Genomic DNA, 12,219 nt, shown 5'->3' with positions numbered 1-12,219 from the left:
TCCACGCAGATGATTAGTCGTTGTTGCGAAAAGAAGAATAGCTCACTGCGCGTATCGGTAAGAACCGGAAAAAAAAGAGTGTCGCCAAAAACTGACAAACTATGCAAAGCCTTGTATTTAAAGCCCGTTATGGATTATTTCGGTTTGCGCAATAGTTATCGGTGGACTACGCATTATTGTTGTTTTGTCGACAGCGACAGTGGGGTTGATCGCAGTTTCGGCACTAATTTGAAGGTGGTTTGTAATCAAGTCGTCTAATGGTCTGGACCATTCCGCGAAGAATCCACCAACGCGGTAATGAAGGTCTTCTAGTGACCGGCTAGACAGAAGCGATGCGTTGTGAGCAGAGCGGGGAGCAACCGGACGGACGGATGGGTGCAACCATCGGCCCGCGGTTCGAAGCTTCGGGTTGCTCCGGCGGACAGCGCAGAGCGGTCGACCGCGTTTAGCGGCGCTCGGCGCGGTCTTCGCTGCGGAACTCGTCCTCGGCGCGTTCGTCGCTATTGCGGCGCGCCGCCGTGGCAGCGGCGAGGCCCGCCACCGCGGCAAGCACCACCGAGGTCCACGGGTTCCGCCTGACATAGCGGTCGGCCGCCTTGGCTTGGCGGCGGGTTTCGACCAGCGCGAGCGCCGCGAGACGGGTGGCCTGTGCTTCGGCTTCCACGACGCCGCGCGCAACCTTGACGGCGGTCGAGCGTGCGGAAGCCGGGTTGCGCGCCTGCACCCCGAGAGTCCCTGGCGCGCGCGTCGGGGTGGACGACGCGTCGGGCGTGTCCGCAACGTGACGGTCGGCCCGCGCTTGCACATACCCCGCGACCGTCGACGCCGCCAGCACCGACGCGAGCTTCGCGCGGCTGCCCGGCGGCCCGCCGTCCTGCATGCCCCAGCCGCCGCGCGGATCGTGCTGACGTCCGCGAGCCGCCGAAAATTCCGCGCCGAGCAGCAGCACGGCGGCCGAGAAGTACAGCCACATCAGCAGCACCGCGAGCGAGCCGGCCGCGCCGAACGAAGTCGCCATGCCCGCGTGCGCCAGATATAAAGCGAACAGTTTCTTGCCCGCCGAAAACAGCACGGCCGCGACGATCCCGCCAACCAGCGCATCGCGCCAGCGCACCTTGGCGTCCGGCAGGAATTTGAGCAGCCCGGCAAAGGCGAACGCCAGCACCAGCAGCCCAACCCCGAGTTGCAGCAGGTTGCCGATCACCACGTAGGGCGAATCGCCCCACAACCAGTTGCCGACAAAGGTGATGACCGTATCGAGCACCAGCGAGACGATCAGCAGAAAGGCGACGCCCAGCACCAGTCCGAACGAGATCAGGCGCACCCGCACCAGCGCGATCACGCTCGAGGTGCGCGGCCCGGTGTAAGGCCATACCTGATTGAGCGCGGTATTGAGCGACGAAAAAGTGGCCGACGCGCCGATCGCCAGCGCCGAGAACGAAATGATCGCCGCGATGCCGCCGGCGCTGCCGTTGTGATGCGCGTTCTCGACGATGGTCTGCACGCCCGCCGCGGCCTGGTTGCCGAGCAGTCCGTTGATGTGGTGGTACAGCTCGCCGCGCGCGGCGGCGGCGCCGAAGAACCAGCCGGCCACCGCGATCACCATGACAAGCGTCGGGGCGAGCGAGAACGCCGCATAGAAGGCGATGCTGGCGGCCATGGCAGCGCAGCGGTCGTCGGAGAACTGCTTGAACGCGCCGATCGCCCAGTTGGCCTGCTTGCGGGCCGCATGCTGGAGGTTATCCGCGGAAAGGCTGTCGATGTCCATGGTCGTGTTTCTCAATGGAGTGCCGGCGTGGGATATGCCCTGGACGAGCCCTCGAGGTGGCCCCGACGCAGTGTTCGCATCAAGCCTTTCGCAAACCTTGTGCCTGTGACTATACAAGTTAACTGCGCAAATAAGCGCCCAAACGAACCGCGCAGGCAAGCGCCAGCTCGACCCGACCGATGCCGCGCGCCGCGCCACCGTCCGCGCAGTGTGCCGTTAGAATGCCAGGGGATCCTCACACACCTTGCTCACTATGCACTCGCACGAACTCGTACAGCCGCTGGATGTCATTGCCGCGGAACAATTGGGCGCGCACTTGCCTGCGCATGTCGTCGAAGAGTTGCCGGCTCACGGCGTGACGGTTTTTGCCGTCACCGACGACGCGTCGGACACCGCCGCATTCAGCGCGCGCTATGGCTTCGGTCTGGAAGACTGCGCGAACACCATCGTGGTCCGCTATAAGAAAGAGGGCGCCGAGCATTACGCGGCGCTGGTCTCGCTGGGTTCGCGGCGGCTGGACATCAACGGCGCGGTGAAGGCCGCGCTGGGCGCGCAACGGCTCTCGTTCGCCAAGCGGGAACAGGCGGTGGAGCACAGCGGCATGGAGTTCGGCGGGATCACCGCGTTCGGCTTGCCGCCCGACTGGCGGGTTCTGGTCGACGCCGCGGTGATGGAGCGCGCGCAGATCGTGATGGGCGCGGGCGTGCGCGCGGCCAAGCTGCTGCTCGCGCCAGGCGTGCTGCGGCAATGGCCGCGCTGCGAAATCGCGTCGCTGACGCTGCCGCTGGAGTAACGCGCGGCGCGCGCTCGGCGCGTGTTCCGCGCGAACGGCCGCACTGATCCAGGGCGCCGCCGTGCACGCAAAGGCGACGGGTTATACCGTCGCCGCAGGCCGCCGCCCCCCAGGCATCGAAGAACAAAACCTGAAGTTTTCCCCCGTTCCGCCGTTAATCCAAAGATCGACATAACCGTCGCCGGGGTCCGTTCGAGCGGCGCGCCGACGACAAGTACCAGGGATACGGAGATGGAACGGTTTCGCCTGAAAGTGCGGCTTTGGCTCGCGCTGGCTGTGATGTGCATGGGCATTCTGGCGATCGGCATATGGGGTGCCTTCAAAACGCGCGACACGATGATCGCCGACCGGCAAGCCGAACTGAAAAGCGTGGTCGGTGTCGCGTATAGCGTGCTGGATCGATATAACGCGCTCGCCGCGGCCGGCACGATGCCGCTCGCCGACGCGCAACGCGCGGCGATGGACGACCTGCGCGCGATGCGCTACGACGGCGCCGGCGGCTACCTCGTGCTCGAGGACAGCCACGCCCGCGTACTGATGCACGGCACGCGCTCCGACCTCGTCGGCAAGGACATGACGGGCGTCACCGATCCGGACGGCCGCCATGTATTCAAGGAAGGTTCGGAGCAAACCCAGCGCGAAGGCGAAGCGTTCGTGCATCTGCAATTCCCGAAACCGGGTTCCAGCGAACTCGCGCCGAAGATCAACTACATGCGGCTCTACAAGCCGTGGGACTGGACCATCGTCACCGGCGTCTACACCGACGACATCGACAACGCGTTTTACACGGCGCTCGCGCAATACGCCGGCGCGTCGCTGATTCTGAGCTTGCTGGTGTCGCTCGTGATCGGCGTGATCCTGCGCAGCATCCTGCGGCAACTCGGCGGCGAACCGGCCTACGCGGCGCAGATCGCGTCGCGCATCGCCGACGGCGACCTCGACGTGGCCGTCACCACCAGGTCCGGCGACGAAACCAGTCTGCTCGCCGCGATGCAGCGCATGCAGCAGCGCCTTGCGCAAGCGATCACGCAGATTCGCGGCGGTGCGACGCTGATCGCGACGGTGTCCAACGAGATCGCCGCCGGCAACGCGGACCTGTCGCGCCGCACCGAACAGCAGGCGAGCGCGCTCGGTGAAACGGCGTCGAGCATGGAGCAGATCACCGCGACCGTGAAGCAGAACGCAGACAACGCGAAGCAGGCCAGCCAGCTTGCGCACAACGCCTCGGAGACGGCGGCGCGCGGCGGCGAAGTGGTCGGCCAGGTGGTCGAGACGATGCGCGGCATCTCGCAGTCCTCGCATCGGATCGGCGACATCATTGGCGTGATCGAAGGGATTGCGTTTCAGACCAACATCCTGGCTTTGAACGCCGCGGTCGAGGCGGCGCGTGCCGGCGAGGAAGGCCGCGGCTTCGCGGTGGTGGCGGGCGAGGTGCGCACGCTCGCGCAACGCAGCGCGGCGGCCGCGAAGGAGATCAAGGCGCTGATCGAAGAGTCGGCGGCACAGATCGCGGACGGTTCGCAATACGTGGGCCGCGCCGGCGAAACCATGCAGGAAGTCGTGCTGGCGGTGCGCCGCGTGACCGACATCATGGGCGAAATCAGCGCGGCGTCGGTGGAGCAAAGCTCGGGTATCGAGCAGGTCAACATCGCGGTGGCGAGCATGGATCAGACGACCCAGCAGAACGCGGCGCTGGTGGAAGAAGCGAGCGCTTCCGCCGACGTGCTCAAGGCGCAGACCGGTCAGCTCTCCGCAGCGATTGCCGTGTTCACGTTGCCGCAGCAACGCTGAATCACGGGCCGGTCACGCGACGGCGAAGCAGCCCTCGAGGACGTCCCATCACGCGCCATATTGATCGCCGGCGGTGGCAGTCAAAACCGGCTTCCTTGAGCCGACCGACCGGATCGTGCGGCCAGATATTGCGCATCGCCAGCAACAGGATGTCGGCGTTGGAGCGTTCTTTACTCCGCGTTTGCATCACGTAGACATCGCGCATCTGGGCGGGCGCAATGGCGCCGGCGTATGCCGCGTCCATCACGCGAAGCCCATTCCCGCGCGGCTCAGGCGCCGATTGCGCTCCGACAGATTCTTCACGCGCAGTTGCTTGCCGGCTTTGCGATAGCGCTCGACCAGTCCCTGCAACGCCGCCAGCGCTGAATGGTCCGCGAGCAGCAGGTGGCTGCAATCGATCGTGACGCGCTCCGGATCGTCGAGCGGATCGAACAGCTCGTGAAAGCGGGTGGTCGATGCGAAGAAAAGCGTGCCGCGCGGCACGTAGGTTTTGTCGCCGGCGCGGTCCTCGACATGCGCGTAAATTTCGCGCGCATGCTGCCACGCGAAATTGAGCGCGGCGATCACGATGCCGCACATCACGGCGATCGCCAGATCGGAGAACACGGTGATGATGGTGACCGCGACGATCACCAGCGCGTCGTTGCGCGGCACCTTGCCGAGCACGCGCAGCGAACCCCATGCGAAGGTCTGCTGCCCCACGACGAACATCACGCCGACCAGTGCCGCGAGCGGAATCCGCTCGGTCAGCGGCGACAGGAACAGGATGTACATCAGGATCATCACGCCGCTGACGATGCCCGACAACCGCGACCGGCCGCCCGAATTCAGATTGATCATGGTCTGGCCGATCATCGCGCAGCCGCCCATTCCACCGAACAGTCCCGAGGCGAGATTCGCCGCGCCCAGCGCGAGGCATTCGCGATTCGGCTGACCGCGCGTTTCCGTGATCTCGTCGGTCAGATTGAAGGTGAGCAGCGTTTCGAGCAGACCGACGATCGCCATCAGCACCGCGTAGGGCAGCACCACGCGCAGCGTGTCCAGGTTCAACGGCACGGCCGGCAGGTGCAGCGCGGGCAAGCCGCCCGCGATGTGCGCCATGTCGCCGAGCGTGCGCGTGGGCAGATGCAGCAGCTGCGTGAAGAGGCCCACGCCGACGATCGCCACCAGCGCGGGCGGCGCGGCGCGCGTGAGCCGCGGCAGCGCGTAGACGATCGCCATGGTCAGCGCGACGAGGCCGCACATCCACGCCAGTGCGCCGCCGTGCAGCCATTGTTCGCCTTGCGGTGTGCTCTGCCTGAAGTGCGCGAGCTGCGCGGTGGCGATGACGATCGCGAGGCCGTTGACGAAGCCGAGCATCACCGGATGCGGGACCATGCGGATCAGCTTGCCCAGCCGCAACGCGCCGAACAGCACCATCAGGATGCCGCTGAGGATCACCGTGGCGAGCAGATATTGCGCGCCGTGCTGCACGACCAGCGCCACGATGACCACCGCCATCGATCCGGCGGCTCCGGAAATCATGCCGGGGCGTCCGCCGAACAGGGCCGTGCCGGTGCAGATGACGAACGCGCCGTACAGACCCATCAACGGATTGAGGTGGGCGACCAGCGCGAAGGCGATGCATTCGGGCACCAATGCGAACGACGAGGTCAGGCCTGCGAGCACGTTGCTCTTGATGCCGGCCAGCCCGGCGAACCGGCCGTGAGTGGAACTAGCGGTGGTCATCTTCGACGAAATGGGGAGTGGGGAGCGCGTGGGGGCAAGCGGCGCATGTCGCCCTGCGCAGAGATGCTTCCGCCGGCCCTGGCAGAAACGGTGGCCGGTGAGAATCGCAAAAAGGGGGGGATTTTACAGCAGTGCGGTCGATGCCGCCGGCGCGGCGCTCAAGGTCGCCGCGGCGCCGTCACGCACGCCGCTGGGGCGGCGGCGTCACGGCAAGTGCGGGTTCTTCAGACGGCTTCAAATGACGGTCAGATGATCAGACGCGAAATCTTGGTGCCTTCGAGCGACACGCCAGCCATCAAGCCGCCGTTCGTCAGCACGAATGCTTCGACGGGGCTCGTCGCGGTGGACGTGTCGACCGCGCCGTTCGCGCCGACCTTCAGCACGGCGACGGTGGCATCCGCGCCGGCCGCCCATCCCTGGCTGTGGAGGAATGTGTCCAATGCTTCCTGCGTCATGAACAGGAACACGAGAGCCTTGGACTGCGCGCCGATCTGCAAACCGAACGAGCCGGCGACGGTGCTGTAGTAACCGGTCGTCTGGCCGTTCACGCGTAGCGCCCCTTCGCCATACTGGGCGCCGATCCAGAAGCCCGCCGAGATCACCGACGGGAACACGAGGACGCCGCGCGCTTTCCCGACCAGTTCGCGCGAGCCGTTGACGTTTTCGTAGAGACGCGCGAGCGTCGAATCGACGCCTGCGTTGATCGTGTCGCGCTTGCCGGCGTTTGCCGCGGGCGACGCGCTGGAAGACGGTGAAGTCGTCGTGCAACCGGCGAGGCCGAGGCCTGCAGCGGCCAAAGCAGCGCTGCCGGTGAGGATGAACTGTCGTCTGCGCATGATGGCTTTTCCTTTTAAGTTATAGAAGTGGGCGGGATGTGCATGAGTTCGAGTCCTTCTATCCGCTCCCGTTCACACGCGGGTCGTCATGCCGGGATGTCGGCAGGCCCGTACGGCAATGACAAGTTAGCAGATAGCGTGCCCGAGCCCGCGGCCTGCGCAGCGGCGGCGGGCTTTGCGCGATATTAGCGGGGAATCGCGCGGCAAGGCTGTGTGATTCCCCGTTGAACTGACCTCAGTCAGATTAAGCAGCTGGACGAATGTTCTGGTTGCAACGGAAAAGATTGTGCGGATCGTAGCGGCCTTTTACCGCGACGAGCCGTTCGTAGTTCGGCCCGTATGCATCGGCGACGCGGCCGCCTTCTTCCTGCGTCATGAAGTTCACGTACACACTGCCGAGCGCGAACGGCGCGGCCGCATCGAAGAACGCGCGCGACCACGCGATGCAGCGCTCGTCGTCGCCGGCATCGTCCCAGCGGCCATGCACGTTCATCGCGTACTGCGTATCGCGGCTCGAATAAGCGGTGGCCGCGACCGGCACGCGTTGCGTTTGCGCGCCGATCTGTCCGAAGAAAATCTCGCATTGAGGCGACGGCAGATTGGCGATCGCCTGGAGCAGCGCGTCGATCATGCCGTCGTCGATGCCGGCGAGATTGTGCGACTTCCAGTAATTGCGCGCGCCTGGCGTGAGCAGCGGATCGAACGCCTGTTGCCATGCCACGTAAGGCATCGGGCCGAGATGTTCGCCGAGCGGCGTCCCATAGCCGCGCACCGGTTCCACCACGGATGGCCCGTTTTCAAGCGGGCCGCAATAGCACATCGCGAAGACGATCACCGGCTTGCCGTGCACTTCGGGCGGCAGGAACGGCAGCGGCGGCGCGAGCCGCGCAACCGCCCAGACGGCGAGTTCGTCAGGGCGTTCGTCGGCGCGGTATTTGATCAGCGCGTCCTTCGCCTGTTCGATCGGCAGCACGACGAGGCCGCCGTAGACGAGCGGACCGACCGGATGCAACTGGAACTCGAATTGCGTGACGACGCCGAAATTACCGCCGCCGCCGCGAATCGCCCAGAACAGATCTTCGTGGGCATCGGCGCTGACGTGCAGCAACTCGCCGTCGGCGGTGACGATGTCCGCTGAGAGCAGATTGTCGATCGTCATGCCGTACTTGCGGCTGAGCCAGCCGAAGCCGCCGCCGAGCGTCAGGCCCGCGACCCCAGTGGTCGAGTTGATGCCGAGCGGCGTGGCGAGCCCGAAGGCCTGCGCTTCGTGATCGAAATCGTGGAGCGTCGCGCCCGGCTCGACGTATGCGCGCTTCGCCGCCGGGTCGATACGCACGGATCTCATCGACGACAGATCGAGTACGAGACCGTCATCGCACAGCGCGCTGCCGCCGATGTTGTGACCGCCGCCGCGAATCGCCAGAGGCAGGCCGTTGTCGCGCGCGAACGCAACGCCGCGGCGCACGTCGGCGGCGCCCGCGCAACGCAGGATCATCGCCGGGTGCCGATCGATCATCGCGTTCCAGATGCTGCGCGCCTGATCGAAGCTCGCGTCGCCGGGGTGCAGCAGCTGGCCCCGGATCGTGGATTTCAAGTCGTCGATTGCGCTGCTGGAAACATTGACCATGGCTTACCTCGTCGGAGAGTGGAGGGCGTTCTCAGAACACTATTCACCTAGGCAAAAGCGCATGAAAGCGTATTGAGAGGTTGATGTGCGTCCAGTAAACGGGCCTGCCCCGTCATGTCAAACAAAGGTTTACCCGCGCTCGCCGCTGCTTTCGCGCAAGCGCTCGCGCGACAAGCGTCAGCGGGCAGCCGCGGCTGCTATGACGCGTGCGAGGGCCGCGGATGGTGGGAATACTTCGGGAAAAATTCGCGCGGCGAAGTGTTGGGTTGCGCCGCGCTGATGGTTGCGCGGCGACACTTTGCGCGGCGCCCGTGTGTTGGTGCCGCCCAACGCGGGACCCTGCACGGGACAATGTACAGATCAATGTGCAAGCCAATGCACAGGTGTTCAGCCCTTCACGAGACCACCGTCGACGATCAGGTTCTGGCCCGTGACCGCGCGCCCCCATGGCGACAGAAAGAACAACACGGCGTCGGCGAATTCCTCGGGTGTTGTGACGCGGCGCACTGGCGTGGAACTGGCGATCAGGTCGAACACGAATTCCGGCGTCGCCGCGCTCGCGTCGGTGGTGCGCAGCAGTCCGGCCGACACCATGTTGACCGTGATGCCGTCAGGGCCGAGATCGTGCGCGGCGGTACCTGTCAGTGACAACAGCGCCGCCTTGGCCGCCGTGTAGTCGTGATAGGGGACCACGGGATTCTGAAACAGATTGGTGCTCACGTCGACGATGCGGCTGACCCTCGCGCGCGCATGCCGGGCGCGGCTGCTTGCAGCGTATCGAGTGCGCCCTTGAGCGAGCCGTCGAGCTGCTGCTGGAAACGCGCCCAGTCGATTGAGTCGATCGGCGGGCGCGTGTCGCCGTCGAACTGGAAGTCGGCCAGCGCGTTGTTCACGACCGATGCGATGGGCTGGCCAGTTTGCGCCCGCGCTGCTTCGAACAGACGCGCGACGGCAACGCGGTTGGTAACGTCTGCCTGGAGCGGCAGTACACGCTCGCCGAGTTCTTCTTTCAGCGCGAGCGCCAGGGATTCGCTCTTGTGGTAGTTCACGACCACGCTCGCGCCTTCGCGCACCAATGCGCGCGTGATCGCCGCGCCGAGTCCGCGGGCGCCGCCGGTCACCAGCACCCATTGTTCGGAAAGAAGCATCTGTGTTTCTGTTGTCGATGAAGTTCGCTGATTCGCGTTTTGCGTGCTGTGTGGGACAACGCACGAAGTTTGAAATTGCACCTGGGTGATCGCGTGTCGGAGTGATGATGACTTCGAGTGAGGCTCTTGTGGGTGTCGAGCGGCGACTGGTTAACGTGTCGTCGAATCGATGCCGGGTGGTGTGGAAAAGCGTGTCCTGCTGAACCTGTCTGTTTGATTGCGCTCACTCGGCTTCGGCAGTTGCGCGTTTGTGTGCGGCGTAGCACTTAAAAAGCGCTGCCGGGTACGTCATTACCTTGGGTGTTTGAAAAAAACCGCGTTGGGATGTATTGACGGTTATTTGATTTATCCGATGAAGTGGCCGGCAAATCGGAATAAATAATAGTTCGGACTGCGTAGATAAATGCAGGAGTTTACGGTGTTTGATGCGCTCGTCGATCCTTTTCAATTCGGCGATGTGTGCGGGGGGAATGATTCGCGATATCGCATTGCGTTGGCTAACGCACGGTCGCCGCATGGCGCTGCGCATAACTTCAACGTCCATCAGGCCTTGCTGTGCCGTTCTAACGATGAGGTTCGCGCGCAGCCAGTTGTTTCTCTCGGATCACGCCAAATCGGACCGGGATTTTCCGCGCGAGAGAGAAGCCATATGCGATACGTTTTTGCATCGTGTGAGGGAGCGCCGACTGGGCTTTGAATTTTCGCTTTTTAACGGTGAGCAGAGATTCGCTCGTTATTCGGGCCGGTCACTCTAGATGAATAGTTAGGAGAATGAAATGAAAAAGCAAGGCGGGGATGCGCGGGTACTGGGGACGCGCAAGGCGGTATTGGCCGTTGCGGTGAGTCTGTATGCGGCGATGGCGGGCGCTCAAACGAATCCGGCGCCGGCCGACGCGCCGTTGGCGAGTTCCACGCTCGTGCTTGCACAGGCATCGTCGGGTGGCTGCGCGGAGTCCGGCGCTCCTGGTTGCCGGCCGCAAAACGATGGCGTGTTTATTGGCCGCGGTGGACTCGCCGCGGCAAGTGTGGGAACGACGTCGAGTGCGGGGTCGCAAGGCGGCAATGGCACCTCGTCGGCGGGGTCGGGGATCAGTGGCGGTGTGACCAACTCCGGCGGCGGTGGTGGGCCTGGATCGGGTAGCACAGGTAGCACGGGTAGCACGGGCAGCGATGGAGGCGGGAAGGGCGGTGGGTCGGGCGATGGCGGGTCGGGGACGGGAGGCGACGGCGGTAGCGGTGGTGATGGCGGTGATGGCGGTGATGGCGGTGATGGTGGTGGCCATGGCCATGGGCACGGCCATGGTCATGGTCATGGTCATGGCGAGGGTGGGGATGGTGATGGTGGTCATCATGGCGATGGTGGCCACGGCCATGGGGACGGTGATGGTGACGGCGGCCATGGAGATGGTGGTCATCACGGCGATGGCGGCCATGGTCATGGGGACGGTGGTGATGGTGACGGTGGCCATGGAGATGGTGGTCATCATGGCGACGGCGGCCACGGTCATGGGGACGGTGGTGATGGCGACGGCGGCCATGGAGATGGTGGTCATCATGGCGACGGCGGCCACGGTCACGGGGACGGTGGTGATGGTGACGGCGGCCATGGAGATGGCGGTCATCATGGCGACGGCGGCCACGGCCATGGGGACGGTGGTGATGGTGACGGCGGCCATGGAGATGGTGGTCATCATGGCGATGGCGGCCACGGCCATGGGGACGGCGGGCATGGAGACGGTGGCCAAGGTGATGGCGGTCACGGCGATGGCAGTCACGGTCAAAGCGGCCACGGCGATGGCGGTCATGGAGATGGTGGCCACGGTGATGGTGGTCATGGCGATGGCGGCCATGGGGACGGTGGCCAAGGTGATGGTGGTCATGGAGATGGCGGCCACGGCGATGGTGGTCATGGTGACGGTGGTCATGGTCAAAGCGGCCACGGCGACGGTGGTCATGGAGACGGCGGCCAAGGTGATGGCGGGCACGGCGAAGGCGGCCACGGTCAAAGCGGCCACGGCGACGGCGGTCATGGAAACGGTGGCCAAGGCGACGGCGGTCACGGAGATGGTGGCCAGAGTGGCGGCAGCCATGGCGATGGCGGCCAGGGTGCTGGTGGCCACGGTCAAAGCGGTCATGGCGAAGGCAGCCACGGCGGCGGCGGCCCGGGCAACGGTGGTCCCGGAAGCGGTGGCAACGGCGGTGGTGGTTCGGGCAACGGTGGCTCCGGCAACGGCGGCCACGGTGGTAGCGGCTCGGGCAACGGCGGTCCCGGAGGCGGCGGCAACGGCGGTGGTGGTTCGGGCAACGGTGGCTCCGGCAATGGCGGCCACGGCGGCAGCGGCTCGGGCAACGGCGGTCCCGGAGGCGGCGGCAATGGCGGTGGTGGTTCGGGCAACGGTGGTGCTGGCAACGGCGGTCACGGCGGCAGCGGCTCGGGCAACGGCGGTCCCGGAGGCGGCGGCAATGGCGGTGGTGGTTCGGGCAACGGTGGTGCTGGCAACGGCGGTCACGGCGGCAGCGGCTCGGGC

The 12,219-nt window shown here is 65.2% G+C and carries 8 protein-coding genes and 1 pseudogene; 3 read left to right on the top strand and 6 right to left on the bottom strand.

All coding sequences use genetic code 11. From position 1 onward, the window contains the following. Positions 1–445 precede the first annotated feature (445 nt). Positions 446–1,768, bottom strand: a complete 1,323-nt coding sequence (locus tag FVF58_RS16485) for a YihY/virulence factor BrkB family protein (RefSeq protein WP_149670946.1) — start codon at positions 1,766–1,768, stop codon at positions 446–448. 253 nt (positions 1,769–2,021) lie between these two features. Here FVF58_RS16485 and FVF58_RS16480 point away from each other — a divergent pair, with 253 nt between their 5' ends. Both FVF58_RS16480 and FVF58_RS16475 read left to right on the top strand, forming a co-directional pair. Further along, positions 2,022–2,561, top strand: a complete 540-nt coding sequence (locus FVF58_RS16480) for a YbaK/EbsC family protein (RefSeq protein ID WP_149671157.1) — start codon at positions 2,022–2,024, stop codon at positions 2,559–2,561. A gap of 231 nt (positions 2,562–2,792) precedes the next feature. Then, the gene (locus FVF58_RS16475; RefSeq protein WP_149670945.1) at positions 2,793–4,352 is read left to right on the top strand and encodes a methyl-accepting chemotaxis protein; all 1,560 of its coding nucleotides are present in this window, start codon (positions 2,793–2,795) and stop codon (positions 4,350–4,352) included. A gap of 1 nt (position 4,353) precedes the next feature. Here the strand turns inward: FVF58_RS16475 and FVF58_RS16470 are convergent, their stop codons facing one another. The 5 genes and pseudogenes from FVF58_RS16470 to FVF58_RS16450 all read right to left on the bottom strand — a co-directional run bounded on the left by FVF58_RS16470 (position 4,354) and on the right by FVF58_RS16450 (position 9,691). After that, positions 4,354–4,596, bottom strand: a complete 243-nt coding sequence (locus tag FVF58_RS16470; protein ID WP_149670944.1) for a hypothetical protein — start codon at positions 4,594–4,596, stop codon at positions 4,354–4,356. Continuing rightward, complete coding sequence (locus FVF58_RS16465) at positions 4,596–6,080, bottom strand: SulP family inorganic anion transporter (RefSeq protein WP_149670943.1); 1,485 nt, start codon at positions 6,078–6,080, stop codon at positions 4,596–4,598. The genes FVF58_RS16470 and FVF58_RS16465 overlap by 1 nt, the downstream gene beginning before the upstream one ends. A gap of 245 nt (positions 6,081–6,325) precedes the next feature. Next, positions 6,326–6,916 (bottom strand): BPSL1445 family SYLF domain-containing lipoprotein, encoded by a 591-nt coding sequence (locus tag FVF58_RS16460; protein WP_149670942.1) that lies wholly within the window; start codon positions 6,914–6,916, stop codon positions 6,326–6,328. A gap of 244 nt (positions 6,917–7,160) precedes the next feature. After that, on the bottom strand, positions 7,161–8,543 hold the full coding sequence (locus tag FVF58_RS16455) for an FAD-binding oxidoreductase (RefSeq protein WP_149670941.1): 1,383 nt from the start codon (positions 8,541–8,543) through the stop codon (positions 7,161–7,163). Between the two features lie 387 nt (positions 8,544–8,930). Then, positions 8,931–9,691: pseudogene (locus tag FVF58_RS16450) on the bottom strand (3-oxoacyl-ACP reductase). A 1,236-nt stretch (positions 9,692–10,927) separates the two neighbouring features. Here FVF58_RS16450 and FVF58_RS54195 point away from each other — a divergent pair. Continuing rightward, on the top strand, positions 10,928–12,219 hold a 1,292-nt coding region (locus FVF58_RS54195; RefSeq protein ID WP_281291216.1), incomplete at its 3' end, for a hypothetical protein.

Source organism: Paraburkholderia panacisoli, from assembly GCF_008369935.1.
Classification (GTDB): Bacteria; Pseudomonadota; Gammaproteobacteria; order Burkholderiales; family Burkholderiaceae; genus Paraburkholderia; species Paraburkholderia panacisoli.
This window is presented reverse-complemented; position numbering and strand designations above follow the sequence as displayed.

Excerpts from the sequence above, each read along its gene's own strand:
- FVF58_RS16485 (WP_149670946.1), bottom strand. The coding sequence starts at position 1,768 with ATGGACATCGACAGCCTTTCCGCGGATAACCTCCAGCATGCGGCCCGC.
- FVF58_RS16460 (WP_149670942.1), bottom strand. The coding sequence starts at position 6,916 with ATGCGCAGACGACAGTTCATCCTCACCGGCAGCGCTGCTTTGGCCGCT.
- FVF58_RS16470 (WP_149670944.1), bottom strand. The coding sequence starts at position 4,596 with ATGGACGCGGCATACGCCGGCGCCATTGCGCCCGCCCAGATGCGCGAT.
- FVF58_RS16465 (WP_149670943.1), bottom strand. The coding sequence starts at position 6,080 with ATGACCACCGCTAGTTCCACTCACGGCCGGTTCGCCGGGCTGGCCGGC.
- FVF58_RS16475 (WP_149670945.1), top strand. The coding sequence starts at position 2,793 with ATGGAACGGTTTCGCCTGAAAGTGCGGCTTTGGCTCGCGCTGGCTGTG.
- FVF58_RS16480 (WP_149671157.1), top strand. The coding sequence starts at position 2,022 with ATGCACTCGCACGAACTCGTACAGCCGCTGGATGTCATTGCCGCGGAA.
- FVF58_RS16455 (WP_149670941.1), bottom strand. The coding sequence starts at position 8,543 with ATGGTCAATGTTTCCAGCAGCGCAATCGACGACTTGAAATCCACGATC.